The sequence below is a fragment of the Pedobacter suwonensis genome (assembly GCF_007833675.1).
Lineage (GTDB): Bacteria > Bacteroidota > Bacteroidia > Sphingobacteriales > Sphingobacteriaceae > Pedobacter > Pedobacter suwonensis.
Genome location: NZ_CP031708.1, coordinates 3,163,408 through 3,186,931 on the forward strand (window position 1 = coordinate 3,163,408; position 23,524 = coordinate 3,186,931).

A 23,524-nucleotide genomic window follows, 5' to 3' on the forward strand; every position below is an offset into this window, starting at 1 on the left:
TTACTTAAGTAAAATAACATGTCTGCACTATCCCAATTCAGAAACTTTACTCAACGCTTGCCCCAAACGGATTTAATGCCAACGCTTTTTATTGGCCATGGCTCACCAATGAACGGCATCGAAAATAATGAGTTTAGTGAGAGTTGGGCAGATTTGGCCAGGAATATCCCTGTTCCAAAAGCAGTTTTGGCAGTATCGGCACACTGGTACACGCATGGCACTTTTGTAACAGCAATGGATTTCCCTGGTACCATTCACGATTTTGGCGGTTTCCCGCAGAAACTGTTCGACGTGCAATATCCCGCTCCGGGAGATCCGAAACTGGCGGCAGAAATCCCAAAATTAATTCATTCCACACCTGTTGGTCTTGACCACGATTGGGGTTTGGATCATGGTACCTGGACAGTTGTAAGGCACATGTACCCTAATGCTGATATCCCAGTTCTACAATTAAGCATTGATTATACCAAATCGCCAGCCCATCACTACGAAATTGCCAAAGAAATTTATGCCCTCCGCAAAAAAGGCATACTGGTTATCGGCAGCGGTAACATGGTCCATAACCTGCGCATGCTCAGTTGGGAAATGATTAACGGCGGCGGTTACGATTGGGCAATAGAAATGAACGATAAGTTTAAAAACCTAATCGCGAACGGCGATCATCAACCTTTAATCAATTACCGTAACCTCGGCACAGATGCGATGTTGGCCATTCCTACCCCAGAACACTATCTGCCACTTATTTACACTCTCGGTATGAAAAACAACAAGGAAGAGGTTTCGTTTTTTAATGATAAAGCGGTTGGCGGTTCGTTAACAATGACTTCAGTTTTGGTGGGGTAATTTTAGGGTTTAGGGAGAAACTGATCACTGAAAAAATTGTTTTAGCTGTTGTAATGAAGTTTAAGCCTTAATTTTTTATCTCCTTAATGGTTAAAATAATTATGATAATCTATTCTCAGCATTCAGTTCATTATAGGGACTAAAGATACTTTGAGATTTCTCGACTGCGCTCGAAACGATCTATCTCATAATGACTAAAGGCTAAAATTTTATAAAACTTTATGATTATTCTGTAACGCTTTTGGCCTTAAGAAGCGGTAAATTTGCATAAAGAATTTCATCATGACACATACCTATCAACTCACAGGAATGACCTGTAGCAGTTGCGAAAATAAAGTTAAAAGTAATCTGCTTGTTTTACCAGAAATAACTGCTGTAGAAGTTTCAAAAGATAACCATTCTGCTACCATTAGCATGGATAAGCATATCGGCTTAGATACGCTTCAACAGGCTTTAGGTGGTAGCGAAAGCAAATACCAGATCTCGCCAGTTTCACATAACGAAATGGTTGAGGAAGCCAGATCATGGGCTGAAACCTATAAGCCCATTTTATTGATTTTTGGATATGTTACCGCGATTTCATTAGCGGTTTCGTGGCACGACAATACGATCAATTTTATGTTGTTTATGCGCATTTTTATGGCGGGTTTCTTCCTGACCTTTTCTTTCTTTAAAATGCTGAACTTAAAAGCCTTTGCAGAAAGTTATGCCATGTACGATATCGTGGCTAAAAAATTTAGTGCATGGGGATATATTTATGCTTTTATTGAACTCGGATTAGGGCTTTCTTTTGCTTTAAACCTTTCACCCGTTGTGATTAATTGGGTTACGCTGATCGTCATGACGGTAAGTATTCTTGGGGTTCTGGAAAGCGTTTTAAATAAAAAGAAAATTCAATGTGCTTGTTTAGGGGCAGTGTTTAACTTACCCATGAGTACCGTAACCATTGTTGAAGACGCCATTATGATTGCCATGAGCGCAGCCATGTTGATTTTGATGTAGTTAAATTTTAGTCAAAAGCTCATCAGGAGGAAAAGCCGGGATTTCTGAATCTTTGAAATCCTTAATGTTTCTGGTAACAATATAATCTAACTCTTCCACTTTACAAGCACAGCGTATCTGCCAGGCATCTTCAAAATTAAGCGTAATGGTTTCTAAATACTTTTTAACCAATTCAGATAAGCTACGCCCAGTTTGCTTTGCATAAGATTTTGCTTTTTCAATGTCGATTTGTCTACAGTCAATGTTAACTTAGTTGTCATAACACGTGTGATTTATTCAAACATGCGTACAACTGATTAACCGGACAAATAGCAGCTTTCCTATAAATCCTATTTAATAAATTAGATTATTGCCGCTTATACCTAAACTCTGATTTTCGGCTTTTGCCATTCAACTCGCCTTCAATCCAGGCGAGCATTTCATTTCTGCCTACGTTTTGGTAAACAATTCTCTGCGGAAAATCATGAGCCGCATTTTCGAAAATATAAATCTGATCCTTTGCGGAAATAAGCTTAAAACAAACTTCTTTACCTTCGTTCTGGTTAACAACAGTTGAACAATATAAAACATCTTTTCCTGTTTTTCTGATCTGTAAAGTTTCGGTAAGAACACTATCTCCTTTCGCATTGACGCGATAACTCTTGCCTTTCAGTATTTTACCGGCACCCTGCTCCCATTGTTCCACAACTTTACCTTTGGACGTTTGCATTTCCCATGAGCCCAATACAAATGAAAAGGTTTTTGATGGATTTTTTTGTGCTTTAACATTACTATAAAAACCGGCAAGAATTAAAATCAGGGCGTATAAATAGATTCTTTTCATTTGTTTATGGTATTGGTGAGGTGTGCAAGGTGATGTTTTCCGTGCCAGGCGTACATGCCCAGCATATTGGCCAAGGTAAGCTCTTTATTTTGAGCCGGATGAATATATTTCCTTTGGTAATCTTCAATTTTCAATGTTTTTAAAAAAGCAACCCAACGCTGGTGTAAACCCGTTAACAGCTCAATAGACAATTTAATATCACCACTTCTGGCCTCCTCGGTTTCTGCCCAGCGTTCCTCAAAATACGGCCTGATTACCGGCACATCCTCCGTAATAGCCTGTTTAAACCGGATATAAGCATTAATATGGCTATCCGGAACATGATGAACAACCTGCCTCAATGTCCAGCCTCCGGGACGATAGGTCTGATCCAGTTCTTCATCAGTTAGATTCTCTGTAGCCTTTTTAATTTGGCCTGGTAATGCCTCTATATCAGAAATCCAGGCATCAATCTGTTTTTGATCGAAGATATCAGGCATAACGAACTGACCGATAGGGTATTTAAGCTGTTCTAAATCCATAGAACCAAAATAAGGAGAATTTTCGAATTTTTAACCGCAAAGATCACAGAGAGGAAGGCACAAAGGACACGAAGTTGGGAGCATATTAAACAATAAATCCACATCCGTCTTCTCAGATCCGGGATATAAAATCTACATCAATTTCTTCAGCCATTTCAACAAACCCATTTTTTTGCCATAAGGAGGATAAACCATCTTGGTTACACCAAATTTTGATTGAAAAACCACTGCCCTTTCGTGCGAAAAGGTTTTAAACCCGAAAATACCATGACAACTTCCCATCCCACTGCTATTAACACCCCCAAAAGGCAAATTCGGATTGCTGATATGCACCAACACATCATTTACGCAGGTTCCGCCGGCACTGGTCTCCTTAATAATCTTATCCTGATTTTGTTTTTTATGCGAAAAGATATAAAGCGCCAGTGGTTTGTTTTTCCCATTGACTAAATCAATAGCCTCCTGCAAATTTTTAAAAGTGATCACAGGCAAAACAGGTCCGAATATCTCTTCCTGCATAATGGTACTTTTTGCGTTTACCGAAGTTAACAGCGTGGGCAGCATAGTCTGGCTCTTTTCGTCTATTTCTCCACCAAAAGCCAATCGTGCTCCATCAGCAATTGCCTGTTCTTTTAAATTATTCAACCGGCTAAAATGCTTGCCATTGATGATTTTGGCATAATCTCTTTTATTGATTCTTCCATCTTCAAAAAACAAATTCTGAACGGTATTTTTATAATGTTCTACAAAGTCATTTAGCCTGTTTTCTTCAATCACCACATAATCCGGGGCAATACACGTCTGCCCGGCATTGACCAGTTTGCCCCAGGCGATTTTTTCTGCAGCCTTTTTAATATCAGCGGTTCCGTCTACGATAGCTGGCGATTTCCCCCCAAGTTCCAAGGTAACCGAAGTCAGGTTTTTCGCTGCAGCTTCCATCACTACTTTGCCAATGGCCGTACTTCCGGTAAAAAAGATGTGGTCAAACGGAAGTTTCAACAGCGCGGTAGAAACATCAGCATCGCCTTCAAAACAGGCGATTTCTCTTGGTTCAAAGGTTGCTGCAATTAATTTACTGATTACACCTGCCGTTGCTTCGCTTAATTCAGACGGTTTCAGTATGGCACAATTTCCCGCTGCTATTGCCGAAACCAACGGACTCATGATTAACTGCAAAGGGTAATTCCACGGGGCAATAATCAAACAAACACCCTTGGGTTCGTAATATATTTTATTGCCGGCAAACAGGTTACTCATGGTCCTGCCAGCAGATTTAGGCCTCATCCAAGCCTTTATTTGTTTGATGGCATGATCTATTTCTGCATAGGTAAAATAAAGTTCAGTTACTGCAGTTTCGAAACGGTTTTTACGCAGGTCCTTTTCCAACGCGTTAAATATGGCCTCTTCAGCGTTTACTAAGGCTTGTTTTAATAATTTTAACTTGCCGATCCGGGCTTTTGCGTCTGTTTTACGTAAACTGAATTTATGCTTTTGCTGTAAATCGAAAACTGATTTGATCTCTTGTTCCATAATTCTGAAAGTTGCTGTCTTTTACCTCAAATCGGTTTACAGAAATTTCCATTTAAATTTAGTTAAAATGCTTCCATTTCATTAAAATATCATTCATTTAAAGCATATTGCAGCAAATTTTAATAATAAGATGAAAAGATTGTTTTTTGTTTTCGCATTCATCATTCCCCTGGTTATTCATGCCCAAACCTTAAAAACAGATGTGCTGGTGATCGGCAGCGGTGATGCTGCTTATACCGCATCATTTCAATCCTTTAAATCTGGCGTAAAAACCATCCTGCTCACCCAAAAAGAACAGCTGGATGTAGATAAAATAACCGCTACCCACAAAGCTTTTTATCAGGACTTTTTAAAGCGCGAAACCGAAAATGCAAACAGCTTAAACATTGCCAAACCAAAACCAGATAGAAAAAAGCCATTAAAAGTAACGGTTGATAGCACCCTGCTATTGAATGTGATCAATAATACCCCTTATATCGAAATTAAACGTTCAGGAAATGGCTGGGAGATAAAACTGGCCAAAGATAAAACTATTAAAGCCAGGATCCTGGTATTGGCAGACAATCCGGACAAATTGATGGCCGCATTGAAAATTGCTTCGTTAAATCCGGCTTCTCCAAGTACTTTAAATTATACCGAAAATATTTACCGCACGACGGTAACAAGCGTCGCCTCAGCAGGAGCAAGTTTCCTGTCATTGTACAGTTTATTGATCCCAAATCAGGAAAATTTGCTTTACATTGATAAAGATCAGTTTGAAATTGGACGAGCAGCCGGGGCGACTGCTGCTTATGCCGCATTTTTTAACACCAAAACCAGCCTTTCAAACTTAAAAAGCATACAGGGTGAATTATTGGCCTACAAACATGCATTAATGCCCTTTGAAGATATAAAACCCGTAGATTCTAATTGGTTGGCCATTCAAAAAGTTGGTGTAACAGGCATCATTAAGGCCGAAATAAAACAGAAAAAAGCCTATTTTAATCCTGAAGAACAGGTGACGTATGATGAGATTAAGCAACCGATCAAAGATTATTATTATAAAGCTCAGATCTGGTTCGACGATCATCAACATATCCCCATCAATTTAGAAAATACCATTTCACTGGTTTGTTATGTGGGCAATAAATCAGTTGAAGCTACCAAAGCGGAATTACAAAAAAGGTGGAATAAAAATTATAAGTTTAGTTCTAAATACGACCTAAAAAAGGTGTTAACCAGACGGGAATTTGCAGTAATCATAAACGAATACTTAAAGCCTTTCGATGTTGTGAATATAGATAAAACCGGTAGGGTAATCCGTTAATGATTATCAACAGATTAAGGATTTAATTTCAGATTTCATCTGTGCTTATCTTTTTTATCTTTGGTTAACTGATAAGACTGAGGCGTTGTAACATTTCCATTTCCTTCTAAAATTAGTTTGTGCTTTACCTAAATTGCATCCAAACCTAAAATTCATGAAGAAATATTTACTTTTCCTTTTGCTTTGCACAGGAGAATATGCTTTTGCGCAACAACTGGCACCCTTAACTGTCGAAAAAATTATGCGCGACCCCAAATGGATGGGTATTTCGCCAACTAATTTTCGCTGGACTGCAGACAGCAAAACCCTTTATTTTAACTGGAACCCTGAAAATAAAGCCAAAGAAGAATTATTTAAGGTGTCAGCAACAGCTGCCAAACCCGTTAAAGCCGTAGAAAAAGAAGATGAAAAATTATTGAGTTTAAATTACACTTATAATACCAATCGTTCTCTTGGTTTGGTCGAAAAAAGTGGGGACATCTATTTACAAAACTTTAAAACGAATAAGGAAACCCGATTAACCAGCACGCAGGAAAGGGAAAGCAGTCCGGTTTTTTTAACCAACGGCAACATCGTTTATCAACTGGGTGACAATCTATTCATGCTAGATTTAAAATCAGCAGAGACTAAACAGCTCACTAATTTTGTTAAAGGCAAAAAAGCCGGAAGAGCAGAAAGTAAAGCAACTACCGAACAGGATAAGTGGCTAAAAGCACAACAGACAGAACTTTTTGATATTATAAAAAAACGAAATGCCGAAACCAAAAATGGTTCCCGTGGAGGAAGAGGCCGCTTTGGAGGTACTGCTTCAGATACAAAACCGTTAAAGGAACTTTATACCGAAGATAAGTTTTTAAATGGTGTGGTGATTAGTCCGGATGGGCATTTTATCACTTATAAATTAACCACACCTGCACAGAACAACCACAATACCGTTGTTCCAAATTATATCACTTCCTCAGGCTATACTGAAGATATTCCGGGAAGAACCAAAGTTGGAGAAAACGAAAATATCTCACAGGGGTTTATTTATGATACGCAGCGGGATACGGTATATGCCATCCAAACTTCAACCATTCCGGGAATAAAAGATTTACCTGATTACCTGAAAGATTATCCGAAAGAACTGGATACCTTAAAAAAGAAAAATGCTGATCGTCCTGTAAATTTCTTTGGGCCGTTTTGGAACGACAACGGAACTACGGCGATGGTAGTGGCCACTTCAACCGACAACAAAGACCGCTGGATTTTAAAACTGGATGCCCTAACCGGGGTTTTTTCCTTAATAGACCGTCAACGAGACGAAGCCTGGATTGGTGGACCAGGCATTAGTGGCTTTTATCAGGGCAATACCGGATGGATAGATAACAACCGTTTTTATTATCAGAGCGAAGCAACAGGATATTCGCACCTTTACGTAGCCAATGTAAATACCGGAGATAAAAAACAGCTTACTTCTGGCAAATGGGAAGTACAATCGGTACAGTTATCAAAAGATAGAAATACGTTTTATATTAAGGCGAATAAAGAGCACCCTGGTATTACCAATTTCTTTAAAATCGGCGTAAATGGCGGTGAACTTGTACAGATTACCACGATGAAGGGCTTAAACGACATTACCCTTTCTCCTGATGAAAAGTACCTCGCCATTAATTATTCTTTTATCGATAAACCCGGAGAATTATACCTTCAGCCTAATAAAGTTGGTGCTAAAGCCGTAAAAATTACCCAGTCTACTTCTGCTGAATTTAATTCCTACAAGTGGCGCCAGCCAGATATGGTTTCTTTTAAAAACCGTTATGGCGCTGATGTATATGCAAGGGTCTATAAATCAGAAAATCCACATCCTAACCACCCTGCTGTGGTTTTTGTTCACGGTGCAGGTTATTTACAAAATGTACACTTTGGCTGGAGTACCTACTTCCGTGAGTTTATGTTCAATAATTTGCTGGCCGATAATGGTTACACCGTAATCGATATCGATTATACCGGAAGTTCGGGCTATGGTCGTGATCACCGTACCGGTATTTACCGCCATATGGGTGGAAAAGATTTAACCGATCAGGCAGACGGAGTTAAATTTTTGGTCGAAAAATACGGTGTTAATCCAAAGCATGTAGGCTTATATGGGGGATCGTACGGCGGTTTTATCACGTTGATGGCCATGTTTAACGAACCAGATGTTTTTGCCAGCGGCGCGGCTTTGCGTTCAGTTACCGATTGGGCACACTATAATCACGGCTATACATCGAATATTTTAAACGAACCATTTAACGACCCAATTGCCTATAAAAGAAGTTCTCCGATTTACTTCGCCGATAAATTAAAAGGCAATTTATTAATGGCACATGGTATGGTTGATGTAAATGTACACTTTCAGGACATTGTACGCCTAACGCAACGTTTTATCGAATTGGGTAAAAATAATTGGGAACTTGCGGTTTATCCGGTAGAAGACCATGGTTTTGTTGAGCCAAGCAGCTGGACAGATGAATATAAAAGGATATTTAAATTGTACGAGAATACATTGAAGAAGTAAATTTTCATTTTTTTGGTCGTCATTGTGAGGAGGAACGACGAAGCAATCTTACTATAGCTACCAGCGTGCGCTTTAGGATTGCTTCGTGCCTCGCAATGACGAGTTTTTTATTGGAGCTTATTAATGGTAAGCATAAAAGTATCCTTAAAAGATTTCCCAACTTCCTGTACTCCGCTCGAAATGAAGTAATCTTTGAAATAGAACTATACTATACTTCAAAACAACATTATAGTTTTCGTCTATATCCTTATCAATAAATACAATTAACTATTAACCTAACGGTGTTGATAGGCAACTGTTTTAGCCTTACCTTTGTGCCAACAAAAATTAAAGACAAAAAATTATGGCAATAGTAGGTAAAAAATTCCCAAGTGTTAGTATTGATGCAATGTCAGACATGGGTGATGACTTGAAAATCAACGTATTTGAAGAAGCTGTAAACAAAAATAGCAAAGTGTTATTATTCTGGTATCCAAAAGATTTTACTTTCGTTTGCCCTACAGAATTACATGCATTCCAAGCTGCTTTACCTGAGTTTGAAAAAAGAAATACAATCGTTATTGGTGCATCTTGCGATACCAACGAAGTTCACTTCGCCTGGTTAAATACACCAAAAGATAATGGTGGTATTGAAGGTGTTACTTATCCAATCTTAGCAGATACCCACAGACAACTATCAGGCATTTTAGATATTTTAGATCAGGAAGTTAACTACGATGAAGAAGGAAATGAATCTTTTTCTGGCTCTAACGTAACTTTCAGAGCGACTTACTTAATCGACGAAACCGGTAAAGTTTTCCACGAAAGTGTTAATGATATGCCACTAGGTAGAAACGTTAAAGAATATTTACGTTTAATTGATGCTTACGCTCACGTTCAGAAACACGGAGAAGTTTGTCCTGCAAACTGGGAAGAAGGAAAAGAAGCGATGAGTGCAAACAGAACTGGCGTAGCTGAATATTTAGCCGCTAACTAATTAAACAAAACGTTATGTTTTTAGAATTAACAGAAGATAATCTTCAGCAATACCTGGCCGATCACTCAAAGGTAATGGTTCAGTATGCTGCATCGTGGTGCGGAAACTGTAGAATCATGAAACCTAAGTTTAAAAAATTGGCTTCGGAGAATGAAGATGTAGCTTTCCTGATTGTTGATGCCGAAAAACTTCCAAACTCACGCAAATTTGCAAACGTTGATAATTTACCAACTTTTGCAGCTTTTGAAGGCGGAGCTTTGATAGATCAGGTACAAACCAACAAAGCAGAAGGCTTGATTGAACTATTTAACAAGATAAAGTAATGAAGATTCCGGTTATAAGACAATTATTTCAAAACACCACTCCCGCTCAGCTGGAGACCACTTTGGAGGTTTTGGAGGCTTTCTGCGAATTTAGAGGCGTTAGCGAGCACGAAGTTGATGTGGCGGGTGAAATGATTACCAATATCTGCGGTGCATTAGAAGTACACCAGATGGTAAGTGAAGGTGCTGCCGAAAAAGATGCATTAAATGCTTTTGGCCAAAAAGTAATGGGTTCGATTGACAGATAATCGTCTTAAGCTTTAAGCTGGCTTTTTCGAAATATAAAATCCTTGTAGACTGATCTACAAGGATTTTTTTTTATAAATGACTTCATTCTGAACGCAATCAAGAATCTGCTACCGAGGAACCATAAAGTTCTATATCACATGGTAACGCACAACTATGCAGCTTTTGTCAGAGATTCTTCGTGCCTATTATAGGCAGAATCTATAAGTACGGCGTCATTCTCGCGCAGGCGGGAATCTTAAAACGCCCGCATTACGATTCCTGGCACATTCCGCTAAAAACATCTATCATTCATATTGATTTTATACAATTAATTACCCCTAAGAATGACAAAGACAACAAAATTGGACAAAAAAAGGCCTGTGAGGACACAGACCTTGGAAATATGTTATAAACCTGTTAGGTTTTAAAAATCTTACAGGTTTGGCTTAACTAAGCCAAATTCCTTCCAGCATTCACAATACCAAATACTGTTCTTACCGCAAGCTTTTCTAAAGCATGCTGGTCTTTCTCGTTCTGATCGTGCTGCAGTTTCTCTAAAGCAAAATGCTGAATCAGTACTAATGGCAAAATAATTTTTTCGCGTGTAGCTATTGATTTTTTATCTACCGGATAATTTGCCATTAAAGTTGGCTGTCCGGATAGTTTTAAGAGCATCTCTTTAGTTAATTTAAACTCCTCGTGTAATTGAGTCCAAAAGGCACCAAACTCTTTATCATTGGCTAAATGAGCCGTAATCACAAAGTCTGATTTACTCATACTCATCATACAGTTATCCACTATGGTTTTGAGGTAATCAGAATCTGCATAAACCTTTGCTACTTTATCCCAGTTTCCGGCATTTTCCTGATTCTTCAAAGCTGTTCCCATTCCATAAAAGCCAGGTACGTTCTGTTTTAGCATGCTCCAGGCGGTAACAAAACTAATGGCCCTTAAATCTTCAAGTTTCATCTCGCCGCCCCCGTTTCTTTTAACCGGCCGACTGCTGATATTTGCCTGAGATAATAGTTTTAGAGGAGATAATTTCTCTAAATAACTTACAAATAATGGGTGTTCGCGAAGATCAACAAAAGCTTTATAACTATCTTCGGCCATTTCATCAAGCAGGGCTTTATTGTCAGGATCAATAAGAATATTATGTTTCTCTTTCAATCCGGACGTTAGTCCGGCATTGATTAATTGCTCAATATTGAATTCAGCACTTTCAACCGAGCCATACTGAGAACTGATGGTTTGACCTTGCACGGTCAGCTGCATATTCTTGTTCGCAATTTCCTTCCCCATGGAAGCATAAAAGCGGTGTGTTTTACCTCCACCACGTGCAGGTGGGCCACCACGACCATCAAAAAAAGACAGCTGAATGTTATGCTTTGCCGCAACCGCTGATAAGGATGTTTTACCATTAAAAATAGACCAGTTAGCCATTAAATAACCACCATCTTTGGTACTATCAGAATAACCCAACATGATGTGCTGTTTATTGCCGCGTTTAGCCAGATGTGCTTTATAAAACGGATTGCTATACAGCGTTTCCATAATGGCCGCAGCACCCTTTAAATCATTTACCGTTTCAAAAAGTGGTACGAAATCAATAGTTAACGAATCTTTGCTCCAACCGTTCCAGAGGAAAAGTTCGATCAACTGAAGGATATCACTCGCCTGCTGACAATTGCTGATAATAAAACGGTGACAAGCCTTTTCTCCATTACGCTTTTGGATACCTTTAATTTCTTTAATTACCTCAATCGTATCATTTGTTAAAGCATCAGCTTCACTGGCGTAAACAACGGTTGCTTCTTTAAATGAAATTAAAGCTAGTTTTTCTGCTTCTGAAAGCTGATCATAATTGGCAGGATACAATGACGAAATTGGTTTATTTTCACGACAATAAGCATGCACTTTCCTGAGTATACGGCTATCCTGACGGATATCCAACGATGCAAAATAATTGCCGTATAAGTCTATTTTGCGGATCAGATTATTAACCAGATCAACAAACAGACCTCCGTGTTCTGCCAATAAGGTTTCTTTGATTTTATTCAGGTTATCCCTTAATTCATCAGAAATATCATGAAGCTCACAGGTTTGATCGAAAGCGTTCTGATAAAGCACATCATGCAGTTTGGCAATATTTTCTTCAACACCTCTAAAAGTGATGCGGCGTTTAATCACCCTGAAATCGCGGTAATAACAGCGGAACAGGATTTGACGCAACATTTTAGAAACTTCTAAGGTCGTATCAGCGTGGATATTTGGATTTCCATCGCGATCTCCCCCAGGCCAGAAACCCAGTTCTAAAATTTTCTTGGTTTCCAGATTATATTCGTCAAGGTTCTGGTCTATTTCCTGCTGGATATTGGCCGCAGCAAAATAAAAAGTATTTTCCAAGAACCAGGCCAGATTTAGGGCCTCATCGACAGGCGTAGGCGATTTTTTATTGAAAAACGGTGTTTTACCCAGCTGCTGCAGCAATGAGTTCATCAGGGTAAGATCATTATCCCTGATGGCTTTGGTTAAATCGGTGATAATAGCTAAAACACTACCAGGGTAAAACTGCGTCGGATGTGCGGTTAACACCAGGCGGAGCGAAAGCTCATCAATCAATTTTTCAATTTTTGATAACATTGGTCTGTTATCGGCATTCTTATTTAGAATAAATGACAATGTACTCTGCTCGTCAGTGGTATTTAACTTCGTAAACGAGGCATCCTCTACGGCATCAAAAAGCACCACCTGTCTTTCGATATACTGAATAAACCGAAACAGAAGGTCAATAATATCTTTACGATCGGTATAACTGGTATACTTGGCGAAAAATTCTTCGATAATTTCTGCAGGTTTTGCCCCGTTGGCAATGCCTTCTTCACAGCTTTTAAAAAACAAAGGAAGTAACGTCCCGGTATCCTTAATTTTGTAAAAAGGCAAGGTTAGAAATAAACTGTTGAACAGTTCAAATTTTGAGATCACCTCATTATTGAAAATAGATTCCCGTTGTGTAGTTAAACGAAGTTTCGGCATAGTTTACGCAATAGTTTTGTGTACCGTAATACTACAAAAAATGCATAAGGTATTAAAATTCTAAGGCTTACAATTTGGAAAATTGTAGAATAAATTTTATTTTTAAAATCTTATTTGGCCACTATGTGGTTAAGTAAGAACATTTGCAATGTTTAAGGGCATTGCATTGATTGTTAATTTTTTGGGTTAAAACAGCCGATGTAATAAAATACACCGGCTGTTTTTAGTTTTTGCCATTATTTTTGGCTTTTTGTTGCAAACTTTAGTGCACATCCGCAGGAATGTTTGCGTTTTTCTTAAACTTTTGAAGATATAGTAAAGGTATGGAGAATAACATAATCAACCCTGCAATCCAATAGGCATCATCATAAGTAAGTAACATAGTTTGCCTGGTTACGATTCCTTCCATCGCCTTTGCTGCCATAATTTTCGCATCGAATAAAGTCTGGCCTTTAGCCATAAAACCTTTAATCAAACCATTAAAACGATCAACGAATGGTTGGTTATACTCATTAAGAGTGGTTAGCAGGTTGCTTCTGTGGAAACCCGAACGGATATGGATCAGGGTAGTTAAAGCTGCGATACCAAAAGAGCCACCCAACTGGCGCATCATGTTGTTTAAACCTGAACCCTGACCGATTTCCGGTCCTTTCAAATCCTGAATAGCCAGTGTGGTTAGTGGAACAAACAATAAGGCCATACCTATCCCCCTAATTACCAATGGTAAAAAGAAATCACCGGTACCTGATTGAAGTGTTGATTTACTCAGCATCCAGCAAAAAATAAAGAACGCCAGCATACCAAAGGTAGCCATGAACTGTGCAGGAATACCTTTTTTAAGCATAATACCAATAAAAGGCATCATGATAATGGTACACAAACCACCAGGGAATAATAATTCTCCTGTTTGCAGTGCTGAAAAGCCCAGTAAATTTTGACAGAATACGGGAAAGATAAACACAGAGCCATATAAGCCAAAGCCTAGAATAAAAGAGGTAAACATACCCACAGCAAAACTTCTGTGGCGCATAATCTTAAAGTTCACAATTGGGTGGTCGGTACTCATTTCCCTCCAGATGAAAAGCAATAAGCCAAATACCGATGTTGCCGCCAAAGCTGTAATGTAAGGCGTAGCAAACCAATCTTCGCTCTCTCCTTTTTCAAGCAATGTTTGTAAACTACCTACTGCTATTGCCAGTAAAGCGATACCCCACCAATCGACAGGTTGACCCTGCCCTTCTTTCGGGGTGGCCCGTACAAAGGAATAGGTGCAGTATGCCGCGAGTATTCCGACGGGAATATTCACATAAAAAATCCACGGCCATGAACTGACATCCAAAATGTATCCTCCAATGGTTGGTCCAACAGTTGGTCCAACTACCGCTCCCAAACCAAACAAAGCCGTTGCGATACCCACATCTTCACGTGGCCAGGTCTCAATAAGAATAGCTTGTGCTGTCGATATTAAACCACCGCCGGCCAATCCCTGAATAACCCTGAATAAAATAAGCTCGTTCAATGAGGTGGCATTTCCGCATAAAAAGGAAACGAGTGTAAAAACGATAATGGAGGTAAGAAAATAATTTTTCCTGCCGAACCGGTTACCCAGCCAGCCCGACATTGGCAATACAATAACGTTTGCTACCGCATAGCCGGTGGAAAGCCAGGCCACATCCTCAAGGGTGGCGCCCAGGTTTCCCTGTATCTGTGGAATTGCCACATTCACGATAGTCGTATCAATCAACTCCAGCAATGAAGCTGTGATTACCGTAAATGTAATAATCCACTTTTTTAAACCTACTTCGGCCATTTTTAATATTATTTAGTAGATACTGAAGCTTTAACGCTCATTCCTGGACGTAATTTAGCCAACAGCTCTTTTGATGGATGGATTTTGATTTTTACCGGAACACGTTGTACAACTTTAACAAAGTTACCGGTAGCATTATCGGGTGGCAATAAAGATCCTTTTGCACCAGTAATTGGTGAAAAATTATACACTTCACCTTCAATTTTTTCATCAGGATAAGCATCTACTTCAATTTCTACTTTAGAACCCTCTTTAATTTTTTCCAATTGGGTTTCTTTAAAGTTTGCCGTTACATAAATACTTCCATCGTTTACGATAGAGAATAAAGACTGACCTGCCTGAACCAATTGTCCTTTTTGTACATTCTTTTTAGAAACAATACCGGTTGCAGGGGCTTTAATATCCGTATAAGATAACTGAAGCTTTGCAAAATCGATATCACTTTGGCGCTGGCTGATTACATTGCTGCTAACCGCCAGTTGCGATTGGGTGGTACCCACTTGTTTAACCGCTGCATTATACTGATCTACCGCTGCCTGGTAAGCCGCTTGTGCTGATTCCTTAGCTGCTTTTGCCTGGTCGAAAGCCTGTTGGGTGATCGATCCGTCTTTAATCAGATTGGCGTAACGGTCATAATCTTTTTGTGCAAGATTTAATTTAACTTTTGCTGCTGCTACGTTTGCTTTTGCAGTACTGGTATTGGCTTCTGTTGCAGCAATTTGAGATTGCGCCACACCCAACCCTGCAGTAGCACCTTTTTGACCGGATTGAGCCTGCTCTAATTTTACTTTGTAATCGTTATCATCAAGTTTAACCAAAACCTGCCCCTCGGTTACATGCGTATTTTCTTCAAAATTAATGTCTTTTACATAACCGCCAACACGCGCAACAACAGGACTAATATCACCATCAATCTGTGCATCGTCTGTATCCACGTGTTTGCTATAATAATTCCATTCTACAATCCCGAAGATTATACCTATTACTAGTAAAACACCTAAAATGATGGGTACTACTATGTTCTTTTTTTTCTTTTCAGTTGTCATTGCCGTATTTATTGCGTTATTTTTCCTGTTGATTTTAATAAAGTATAGTAAGCCAAACCTGCGTCTGCCTTTGCTATCTCCAAGTTTATTTTTGCCTGATATAATAGCGTTTCAGCATCGATACGGTCGGTAACCGAAGCCACATTGTTTTTGTATTTCGATGCCAATAATTTATCGTTTTCAGTAGCCTGTGCAATTGAGGTTTCCAAAACCTGTATTTTGTTCATGGCCACCTGGTAATTTTGAAAGTTTTTATTGATGTCGGTTTTTACCTGATCAGATAAAATATCTTTCTGAATAGTAATTTCCTTTTGCTCAATTTTGGCCTGGCTTACTTTATTTTTATTTGTCCATAGGTTTCCAAAATTCCACGAAACCGTTGCGCCTACTGTAATAGGCATGAGGTACTGGTTTACCGGCGGAATAAAATTACCGCTTGGATTAATGTAATATAAGTTGGCGCCAATACCAACAGTAGGTAAAGTATTTGCCTTAACGGTTTTGATATTAAAATCAGCAACTTTGTTCTGTACATCAAGTTGCTTTAGCTCCTGGCGGTTAGCCATTGCCAAGCCGATGTATTCGTTTAATGAACCTGATGTTTTTATGCCGGCAGTTGGGTCAACAATTTTAACTTCAGTATCTTCCGGTAAACCCAAAAGGATATCTAAGTTATAGTTGATTACTTTACGGTTGCTTTCAATATCCATTTGTGTAAGCGTAACATTTGCCTGTTGCAATTGAAAGCGCAACACATCATTTTTGGTTACAATGCCTTGTTCAAAGAAACGCTGCGCCTGTTTAATCTGCGCGGCAATCGATTCTAAATTCTGCTCAACTACTTTTCTACTTTGTAAAACCTTGTATAAAGAATAGTAAGTATTGATCACCGCATAGGTGATTTCTTCTTTACTCTTATCGGCGTCCAGACGTGCAACTTCAGCCAATAGCTTGGTTGATTCTTTTGCGTATTTTAATTTACCACCACCATAAACGAGTTCCTGCACCGCTGCCGTACCTACAAAAGCATCGGCCCTTTTAGGCAGGCGAAAAGCTGATTCGCTACCTGGTAAAGCAAAAGTTGTGGTTGGTATTTCGGCATGATTGTACATAAAACTCGCATTTGCCGTTGGCAAGGCATTGTCTTTAACCACCTCCAGTTGGGCTGCTGCCTGGTCGATTTTGTTTTGGGAGAGTTTTAGGTTTTTACTATTGGCTATGCCAAGTTCTATTGCCTGATTGATATTTAATTCCTTGCTATTCTGTGCAAACAAAGCAGCTGGAATTAATGATGCCGCAAGCATTAATTTTATTGATCTGGGTATCATTTTTTTGTTGTTAAATAAACTGTTGTTAGATCTTGTAAGTGAGCGATTGCCCGCTCCTTAATCATTTTTTTATCTTTTGGGTCGTTCAGGTCGAAGTTGGAGCATGAGATCACCTTTTGGGGCGCAATAACAATATTGGTTATCGTACCCATAATGGTTGCAATTACCATCCTTACATCTACTTTATTAAAGGTACCATCTTCAATTCCGCCAGTAATAATGCGGTCAATAAGCTGCATGTTGTGGCTCATGGCATCCTTAATTTTATCATACATTGCTGGTCTCTGGGTTAAAGAAAGCTCCCGGTGCATCATTTTATGAAATGCCGTGTTATTCAATATCCTGTTAACATAGCCTTCTATAACCCTGTGCAGTTTTTCCAATGCCGAAATCTTATCTTCATTGATGATTTTCAGCTGAGAAGCAAAACCAGCAATACGCTCGTTCATAATCTCTACAAAAACTCCTTCTTTAGAACCGAAATAATAATTTATCATCGCCATATTCGCTCCAGATTCCTTCGCAATCTGCCGGGTAGAGGTACCTTCATACCCGGTTTCGCAAAACAGCTTTTCAGCTGCTTCCAGAATGGCCTGTCTTTTATCTACTTTTTCTGTTTTCATTTCTTTTTAACGGCACAAAATTAATCAAACGATTGATTAACTTCCAAATGTTTCTTCACTTCTTTTACATTATCTTGATAAAACCCTGATTTATTAGGTAGAATGCTTATTGAACGGGGATTATTAGAACAGTAATTTTAAAAGCAAATTTTACTGGATTTGATCTTTAATTAGATTCGCCAGATAGATTAAAATTTAAAATAAATATTAACTTTGCCTCCAAATAACAGAAAACATGAGTGTACAACAGAACAGCAGCAATAATTTCAACTGGTTATATTATGCTTTAGGTTTATTCTTCGGGGTGCTAACCGGAGCAATTATTACGCAAAACTATATTTTTGCTTTATTAGGTGGTGTTTTAGGTTTGTTAACAGCAGGCTTATTTTTAAACGCTATCGTAAAAGGAAGAAAATACTAGTTTTAGCCCTTTTAACCAGATCTTAGGGATCCAGAATAATTAAGCGATATAGCTTTAGTATTTTACAACAAAAGTAAAATCATAACTACTCATCGCGAATGAAAACAAAAGCCTACAAATGAGAAATATCTTCATTATTGTTTTCGCTCTTTTTTGCTTTAATGCTAAAGCCCAACAAAGTGCTTCTGCTGAAGTAAAATTTCCTGCTGCAGATCCAAGTCCGGCAGATATTGTCTATTTTCCGCTAAATGCCCCTAAAGCAAAGGCCGGAGATCCGACAAAACCAGTGATAAAAATTGTTTACTCGCGTCCACAAAAAAAAGGCCGTGATATTTTTGGTGTTCTTGAGCAATATGGTAAGGTATGGCGTTTTGGAGCCAATGAAAGTACTGAAGTACGTTTCTTTAAAAAAGTAAACATTGGTGGCAAAAAAATTAAACCGGGAACCTATAGCCTGTTTGCCATTCCAAACAAAGATTCGTGGACAATTATAGTGAATAGCGAAACAGACAAATGGGGTGCTTTCACCTACAACCAGGCTAAAGATATTGTTCGCGTAAATGTTCCTGTGAAAACCTTGTCTAAGCCGATTGAATACTTCTCTTTAACCTTTACAGAAATTAACGGGGGAGCCAACCTGATTATGGGCTGGGACAGAACCCAGGTAGAATTACCAATTACTTTTTAAGTAAAAACGCAATAAAAATATAAGTCCCGACAATAGCAGCCGGGACTTTTTGTTTAAATCGGTTTTTTATCTTCGTACGATTACCAATAGCATGTAAAGGCCAATAAACATAAGTTCTACCAAAGAATACCCTTCTTTTGAGCGATATTTATTTAAACGTTGCCCATGTACGGATCGGTTTGTGTTATTTCTCCGGTTTCTATTTTGCCTGCATAACGGTGTTTAAATGTCGGATTTCCTTTCTGTACCATACTGAAATCGTACCAATTCGCATTCTTTGCCAGGTTAAACGAAATATTTGCATTGGATTTTGGCCTGATGTTTACTGTTTGACTTCCCGATTTATATTTGTTGTCTAAAATTTGAAGTGTAACCAAGCTGGTACCTGTATTTTCAACAGCAAAAACCAATTTACCTGTAAGCTTTTTGTTTATCAAACCAGTGTGCTCCGGATATACCTTAACAATAATGGAAGGATTTTTTTTGCTACCTGCAAAATTCCTGTAAAAACCATTCGGACCATTTACGGTAAGATCATAAATTTCATCATCGAAATCATCCAGATTAATGGTATCCTTTAGTACATCACCGGCTTTTACCGCATAGGCCCATGATTTACCCTTAACACCTTTAAACCTGGCAATCGTATTCATGTTAAAAGGTGCACCAACCGTTTCAAATTCGCTGCCAAATAAAGTTTTTACCGATTGAAAAGTAAGTACAATTTCATGATTGATTAAATTTGCATCAACCGTTAAGTGATAGGGCAATGCACAGGCATGTTTAGTGCCATTTTCCTGCCTGGGGCATGACTGGAAGTTTCACGTGAAAAAGACTCAAATTTATTGATTTTATCTACTTCCGTTTTATTTAATGCAGTAGGACCAACCTGGGCAGGCTTGTTTCTTGCGTTACCAATATTGGCCACCACAACATCGCGTTTTAAGGGTTCCGGAGATTTAATTTCTTCTCCGTGATACGGCCTGAAAACGGAGGTTAGATCGCCACAGATATTTCTTCTCCAATCGCTAATGTTATTGCTTTTTATGGTTTTGCCTGTCTTCTTCGCCAGCCATTTTTCCATAAACATGATTGATGACGTATGATCAAAAACCTGTGAGTTTACAAAACCACCTTTGCTCCATGGGGAGGCAATGATCAATGGAACACGGTAACCCAAACCTATCGGACTTCCTTTTCTCGCTTCAAAATCAGTAGCATAATTTATACCTTCGGATGTTTTTCCACTGCCTGGATCATCAGGATTCGGAACTACAAAAGGTGGCTGGTGATCAAAATAGCCGTCATTTTCATCGTAGGTTAAAACAAAAATTGTCTTCTTCCAAACTTCAGGGTTTTTGGTTAAGATATCCAGTGCTTCACTTACATACCAGGTTCCATATAATGGCGAACTGGTGTGGTCAGAAAAACGTTGAGGGGCTACCAACCATGAAACAGTTGGTAATTTTCCACTATCCACATCCTTTCTGAACTGGTGAAAAATATCTCCTTTTGGAATATTTATGGTTTCCGATTCTCCCTGATCGTTTTTGAATGTGAAGGGTTCGAGTTCTAAATAATCTTTTTGAGAAATATTGGTGGTAAAGGCTTTATCAATTAGATTCTTTTCTCTTTGCGATAGTTTATCGTATTTAGCCTGTACCTCTTTTGCAGTTAACGCTGGTTTAACCGTATTATCGCCATTTTTTCTAAAATAAGCCGATAACTTAACATTGTGCCGGCTCACATATTCTACAGGATTATCACCATAATTTCCCAACCAATCATCTATTTCACCCTCCGGAAGTTTTGATGTCCAAAGTTCATTTTGGTAAATGCGCCAATCGATGCCATTATCCTCTAACGTTTCCTGAAAAGTTGGCCAATCTACGAATACATTATTCTGAGATTCCGCCTGGTCGTTGTTCACCACTGCAATCCGATTGGCACTTTTTTCTCCGCGAATAGTACCTGTAAAAAAGAATAGTCTGTTAGGCGTTGTTCCGGTCAATGACGAGCAAAAATGCTGGTCACAAATGGTAAAAACATCGGCCATGGCATAATAAAAAGGAATATCATTCCGGTCATAATATGCCAGGGTCATTGCTGTTTTAACAGGCAGCCATTTATCGTAACGGCCACCGTTGCGGGCAGCTACCTGATCATTCCACGAATGGGGCAAGCCCCCCTGCCAGGTAATTTTTGTTTTGTTGATATCAACATGAAAGGGAGCATAAGTATAGCCCTGCCCATCTTTTTGCAACCAAACTTTGTTGCCATCAGGCTGAATATGTGGGTGTGGATCGTTAAATCCGCGTACACCTTTCATTTTACCAAACATGTGGTCAAAAGACCGGTTCTCCTGCATCAGGAAAACAATGTGCTCTGCATCATAAAATGTACTGCCCGGTTCAGGGTTGATGGACATCGCTTTCAATACTGAACTGGGCAAAGTATTGGCTATGCCGGTAGCTCCGGCAAACAAAGCTGCTTTTTTTAGAAATTCTCTGCGTGAATCCATAAATGATACGATTTAGCTTAGATACTGTTTTTGAAGTTTTCAGTTACCATGTTACGGTTGACAGTTCGTCATCAGTTAACCGATTTAAACAATTAACCATTTAACCGAATAATAGACAATGAATGCTCGAATTACTTCTGGAACACCCTTACATAATCCACTTTCATAGTCGCAGGGAAAGCAGCATCATCCACCCCTTTTTTTCCACCCCAATCGCCACCTACGGCAACGTTTAAGATCAGATGGAAGTTCTGATCAAATGGCCAGTCGCCAGATCCCTTTTTGGTATTTTTAAAAGTGAGGTATTTTTGATCGTCGATAAAGAAATCGATATGATCGGTAAACCATTCTATCGCATAAACGTGGTATGTGGCATACGGATTATTAACCTTTAGGGCCTTACCCACCTGTGTATGAATTACATGGTTGAATTTTTCGGTGTGTACGGTTCCATGAACGCTATCAGGATCGTAACCTACATGTTCCATAATATCGATTTCGCCACTCCTGGGCCAGCTACCATATTTCGAATCCGTTGGAAGTGCCCATATGGCAGGCCACAAGCCTCTGCCCTTAGGTAACATTGCACGGACTTCAACCCTACCGTATTTAAAATCGAATTTATTTTTGGTTACCAACCTGGCTGAAGTGTAGTTCCTGTTTTCCTTATCAGCTTTTAGCGCTATAATATTCAGGTTTCCTTTTTTAACAACTGCATTTGCAGTATCGGCATCGGTATAATATTGCAGCTCGTTATTCCCCCAACCTCTGCCACCTACATCGTAGCCCCAGTTTTTAGTTAACGGCAATCCGGCATCGTCAAATTCATCTGCCCATTTTAACTTCCATCCCTGGGCAACCGGTGTTTTTTTAATCTCGTCGAAAAGCAATTCAGGCTCGTTGGTGGTAATGTATTCTACATTGTGGGCCAATAACCACTGCATTTCAGGCACTGTATTTACCGTCCATGCATTTACCGTTAAACCCAATTTTTGCGCATTTTCAATCCAATTATCTTTTTGGTAAACACTATAATGGTAATCAACACCCGTTAATTTATCTGCCTTCATCTGCTCAGCACTAATTTCACCTTTTAAATAAGCAACTTTTGCATTTGGCAATAAAGTTAAAATGCGTTTGCAGTAATCGTAATCAAAGCTGATGTATTCAACCCAATCAGTTACTTTTAGTTTCTTAACCATTTCTATGCATTTATTAGTTACCTCGATACCACGTTCTTTGCTGATCAATGAGGGTTTTATTTCCAAAATCAGCTTGGTGGTTTTCTGTTTTTTACCTGCTAATAAATAAGCTTCCAATGTTGGAATTTTTTCACCATTGCTCATGTTTTTGGTCAACAGATCTGCATAATTTACCTTCTCGATGGTTAAACCCTGAAACTCGGGATCGTGGTTAACCACCAGAATATTATCTGCCGTCATCCATACGTCGAATTCCGAACCATAACAACCCAGTTTTACGGCTTCATTTAATGAAGCAATGGAATTTTGAGGAAAATTGTTTTTTTTCCACGCACCACGGTGAGCAATTACCTGATTTTTATTCCAGTTAAATTTCTGGCCGAAAGAAGCAGTAAAAAAGAATAACATTAGTGTAGAAATAAGAATTCGTTTCATATGGGCATGATTATACAAAAAGCCAAAAGTAGATTTTTATCAGAATACTCGTTTAAAATCTATGTAACCTTTGTATTAATATAACAAGATAAAGATTTTCAAATTAACGCGTGGTTAATGTGATCATAATTTGTTGCAGAAACCTTGGTAGCATGCTTCCCTTTATAAAAACGATGTTTTAGAAGCGCTGAGCTGGTACGGCTATTAAAGGTTTTTGCCGTACTGCACCTTATCCTTTCACGGTGCTACAGGGATGCCGCTACGTCCCGGGCTAAAAACTTCTGATCTTTAAGAAAGAACCCCATTCTTACATTCACTATTTA

At 38.9% G+C, this 23,524-nt stretch carries 21 protein-coding genes; 9 read left to right on the plus strand and 12 right to left on the minus strand.

The window, feature by feature from the left end; all coding sequences use genetic code 11:
* Nucleotides 1–18: 18 nt before the first annotated feature.
* Nucleotides 19–843, plus strand: coding sequence for a 4,5-DOPA-extradiol-dioxygenase (gene ygiD / locus DV942_RS12965; protein ID WP_145858072.1), 825 nt, complete (start codon nt 19–21; stop codon nt 841–843).
* A 282-nt stretch (nt 844–1,125) separates the two neighbouring features.
* A complete protein-coding gene (locus DV942_RS12970; RefSeq protein ID WP_145858074.1) occupies nt 1,126–1,845 on the plus strand; it encodes a heavy-metal-associated domain-containing protein in 720 nt (239 codons plus the stop codon).
* Here DV942_RS12970 and DV942_RS24150 read toward each other — a convergent pair whose 3' ends face one another.
* From DV942_RS24150 to DV942_RS12985, 4 genes are all read right to left on the minus strand, one after another.
* Nucleotides 1,846–2,016, minus strand: a complete 171-nt coding sequence (locus DV942_RS24150; RefSeq protein ID WP_403000365.1) for a hypothetical protein — start codon at nt 2,014–2,016, stop codon at nt 1,846–1,848.
* Nucleotides 2,017–2,191: 175 nt separating this feature from the next.
* A complete protein-coding gene (locus tag DV942_RS12975; RefSeq protein ID WP_145858077.1) occupies nt 2,192–2,668 on the minus strand; it encodes a DUF6265 family protein in 477 nt (158 codons plus the stop codon).
* On the minus strand, nt 2,665–3,189 hold the full coding sequence (locus DV942_RS12980) for a YfiT family bacillithiol transferase (RefSeq protein ID WP_145858079.1): 525 nt from the start codon (nt 3,187–3,189) through the stop codon (nt 2,665–2,667). Before DV942_RS12980 ends, DV942_RS12975 begins: the two co-directional genes overlap by 4 nt.
* 132 nt (nt 3,190–3,321) lie before the next feature.
* Nucleotides 3,322–4,719: an aldehyde dehydrogenase family protein gene (locus DV942_RS12985; RefSeq protein ID WP_145858081.1), complete on the minus strand. Its 1,398-nt coding sequence runs from the start codon at nt 4,717–4,719 to the stop codon at nt 3,322–3,324.
* 130 nt (nt 4,720–4,849) lie between these two features.
* On the opposite strand from DV942_RS12985, the gene DV942_RS12990 reads away from it, so the two are divergent.
* The 5 genes from DV942_RS12990 to DV942_RS13010 all read left to right on the plus strand — a co-directional run bounded on the left by DV942_RS12990 (nt 4,850) and on the right by DV942_RS13010 (nt 10,111).
* Nucleotides 4,850–6,025 (plus strand): hypothetical protein, encoded by a 1,176-nt coding sequence (locus tag DV942_RS12990; RefSeq protein ID WP_145858083.1) that lies wholly within the window; start codon nt 4,850–4,852, stop codon nt 6,023–6,025.
* Nucleotides 6,026–6,179: 154 nt separating this feature from the next.
* A complete protein-coding gene (locus DV942_RS12995; protein WP_186462307.1) occupies nt 6,180–8,564 on the plus strand; it encodes a S9 family peptidase in 2,385 nt (794 codons plus the stop codon).
* Nucleotides 8,565–8,907: 343 nt separating this feature from the next.
* Complete coding sequence (locus DV942_RS13000; protein WP_090983385.1) at nt 8,908–9,540, plus strand: peroxiredoxin; 633 nt, start codon at nt 8,908–8,910, stop codon at nt 9,538–9,540.
* Nucleotides 9,541–9,554: 14 nt separating this feature from the next.
* Nucleotides 9,555–9,863, plus strand: coding sequence for a thioredoxin family protein (locus DV942_RS13005; RefSeq protein ID WP_145858085.1), 309 nt, complete (start codon nt 9,555–9,557; stop codon nt 9,861–9,863).
* Nucleotides 9,863–10,111 (plus strand): DUF6952 family protein, encoded by a 249-nt coding sequence (locus DV942_RS13010; RefSeq protein WP_010599336.1) that lies wholly within the window; start codon nt 9,863–9,865, stop codon nt 10,109–10,111. The genes DV942_RS13005 and DV942_RS13010 overlap by 1 nt, the downstream gene beginning before the upstream one ends.
* Nucleotides 10,112–10,541: 430 nt before the next feature.
* Here DV942_RS13010 and DV942_RS13015 read toward each other — a convergent pair whose 3' ends face one another.
* The 5 genes from DV942_RS13015 to DV942_RS13035 form a co-directional block, all read right to left on the minus strand.
* Nucleotides 10,542–13,127: a phosphoenolpyruvate carboxylase gene (locus tag DV942_RS13015; RefSeq protein ID WP_145858087.1), complete on the minus strand. Its 2,586-nt coding sequence runs from the start codon at nt 13,125–13,127 to the stop codon at nt 10,542–10,544.
* Between the two features lie 262 nt (nt 13,128–13,389).
* Nucleotides 13,390–14,937, minus strand: coding sequence for a DHA2 family efflux MFS transporter permease subunit (locus DV942_RS13020; RefSeq protein WP_145858089.1), 1,548 nt, complete (start codon nt 14,935–14,937; stop codon nt 13,390–13,392).
* Nucleotides 14,938–14,945: 8 nt separating this feature from the next.
* Nucleotides 14,946–15,983, minus strand: coding sequence for an HlyD family secretion protein (locus DV942_RS13025; RefSeq protein ID WP_145858091.1), 1,038 nt, complete (start codon nt 15,981–15,983; stop codon nt 14,946–14,948).
* Nucleotides 15,984–15,991: 8 nt separating this feature from the next.
* A complete protein-coding gene (locus tag DV942_RS13030) occupies nt 15,992–17,311 on the minus strand; it encodes a TolC family protein (RefSeq protein ID WP_145858094.1) in 1,320 nt (439 codons plus the stop codon).
* A complete protein-coding gene (locus tag DV942_RS13035; protein ID WP_090983373.1) occupies nt 17,308–17,934 on the minus strand; it encodes a TetR/AcrR family transcriptional regulator in 627 nt (208 codons plus the stop codon). Before DV942_RS13035 ends, DV942_RS13030 begins: the two co-directional genes overlap by 4 nt.
* A gap of 235 nt (nt 17,935–18,169) precedes the next feature.
* Between DV942_RS13035 and DV942_RS13040 the strand changes: the two genes are divergently transcribed.
* Both DV942_RS13040 and DV942_RS13045 read left to right on the plus strand, forming a co-directional pair.
* A complete protein-coding gene (locus DV942_RS13040; RefSeq protein ID WP_090983371.1) occupies nt 18,170–18,355 on the plus strand; it encodes a hypothetical protein in 186 nt (61 codons plus the stop codon).
* Nucleotides 18,356–18,473: 118 nt separating this feature from the next.
* Entirely contained in the window at nt 18,474–19,043 is a 570-nt protein-coding gene (locus DV942_RS13045; RefSeq protein ID WP_090983369.1) for a DUF2911 domain-containing protein, read from the plus strand.
* 152 nt (nt 19,044–19,195) lie between these two features.
* On the opposite strand, the gene DV942_RS23825 is transcribed toward DV942_RS13045, so the two are convergent.
* The 3 genes from DV942_RS23825 to DV942_RS13055 form a co-directional block, all read right to left on the minus strand.
* Nucleotides 19,196–19,813, minus strand: a complete 618-nt coding sequence (locus tag DV942_RS23825) for a phospholipase domain-containing protein (protein WP_244950687.1) — start codon at nt 19,811–19,813, stop codon at nt 19,196–19,198.
* Nucleotides 19,798–21,564, minus strand: a complete 1,767-nt coding sequence (locus tag DV942_RS13050) for a phosphocholine-specific phospholipase C (protein WP_244950688.1) — start codon at nt 21,562–21,564, stop codon at nt 19,798–19,800. Before DV942_RS13050 ends, DV942_RS23825 begins: the two co-directional genes overlap by 16 nt.
* Nucleotides 21,565–21,695: 131 nt before the next feature.
* Nucleotides 21,696–23,201 (minus strand): family 16 glycosylhydrolase, encoded by a 1,506-nt coding sequence (locus DV942_RS13055; protein ID WP_145858098.1) that lies wholly within the window; start codon nt 23,199–23,201, stop codon nt 21,696–21,698.
* Nucleotides 23,202–23,524 lie beyond the last annotated feature (323 nt).

What these genes read in the sequence shown, in the direction of transcription:
- ygiD (WP_145858072.1), top strand. Translation starts at nt 19, where the DNA reads ATGTCTGCACTATCCCAATTCAGAAACTTTACTCAACGCTTGCCCCAA.
- DV942_RS12970 (WP_145858074.1), top strand. Translation starts at nt 1,126, where the DNA reads ATGACACATACCTATCAACTCACAGGAATGACCTGTAGCAGTTGCGAA.
- DV942_RS12975 (WP_145858077.1), bottom strand. Translation starts at nt 2,668, where the DNA reads ATGAAAAGAATCTATTTATACGCCCTGATTTTAATTCTTGCCGGTTTT.
- DV942_RS12980 (WP_145858079.1), bottom strand. Translation starts at nt 3,189, where the DNA reads ATGGATTTAGAACAGCTTAAATACCCTATCGGTCAGTTCGTTATGCCT.
- DV942_RS12985 (WP_145858081.1), bottom strand. Translation starts at nt 4,719, where the DNA reads ATGGAACAAGAGATCAAATCAGTTTTCGATTTACAGCAAAAGCATAAA.
- DV942_RS12990 (WP_145858083.1), top strand. Translation starts at nt 4,850, where the DNA reads ATGAAAAGATTGTTTTTTGTTTTCGCATTCATCATTCCCCTGGTTATT.
- DV942_RS12995 (WP_186462307.1), top strand. Translation starts at nt 6,180, where the DNA reads ATGAAGAAATATTTACTTTTCCTTTTGCTTTGCACAGGAGAATATGCT.
- DV942_RS13000 (WP_090983385.1), top strand. Translation starts at nt 8,908, where the DNA reads ATGGCAATAGTAGGTAAAAAATTCCCAAGTGTTAGTATTGATGCAATG.
- DV942_RS13005 (WP_145858085.1), top strand. Translation starts at nt 9,555, where the DNA reads ATGTTTTTAGAATTAACAGAAGATAATCTTCAGCAATACCTGGCCGAT.
- DV942_RS13010 (WP_010599336.1), top strand. Translation starts at nt 9,863, where the DNA reads ATGAAGATTCCGGTTATAAGACAATTATTTCAAAACACCACTCCCGCT.
- DV942_RS13015 (WP_145858087.1), bottom strand. Translation starts at nt 13,127, where the DNA reads ATGCCGAAACTTCGTTTAACTACACAACGGGAATCTATTTTCAATAAT.
- DV942_RS13020 (WP_145858089.1), bottom strand. Translation starts at nt 14,937, where the DNA reads ATGGCCGAAGTAGGTTTAAAAAAGTGGATTATTACATTTACGGTAATC.
- DV942_RS13025 (WP_145858091.1), bottom strand. Translation starts at nt 15,983, where the DNA reads ATGACAACTGAAAAGAAAAAAAAGAACATAGTAGTACCCATCATTTTA.
- DV942_RS13030 (WP_145858094.1), bottom strand. Translation starts at nt 17,311, where the DNA reads ATGATACCCAGATCAATAAAATTAATGCTTGCGGCATCATTAATTCCA.
- DV942_RS13035 (WP_090983373.1), bottom strand. Translation starts at nt 17,934, where the DNA reads ATGAAAACAGAAAAAGTAGATAAAAGACAGGCCATTCTGGAAGCAGCT.
- DV942_RS13040 (WP_090983371.1), top strand. Translation starts at nt 18,170, where the DNA reads ATGAGTGTACAACAGAACAGCAGCAATAATTTCAACTGGTTATATTAT.
- DV942_RS13045 (WP_090983369.1), top strand. Translation starts at nt 18,474, where the DNA reads ATGAGAAATATCTTCATTATTGTTTTCGCTCTTTTTTGCTTTAATGCT.
- DV942_RS13050 (WP_244950688.1), bottom strand. Translation starts at nt 21,564, where the DNA reads ATGGATTCACGCAGAGAATTTCTAAAAAAAGCAGCTTTGTTTGCCGGA.
- DV942_RS13055 (WP_145858098.1), bottom strand. Translation starts at nt 23,201, where the DNA reads ATGAAACGAATTCTTATTTCTACACTAATGTTATTCTTTTTTACTGCT.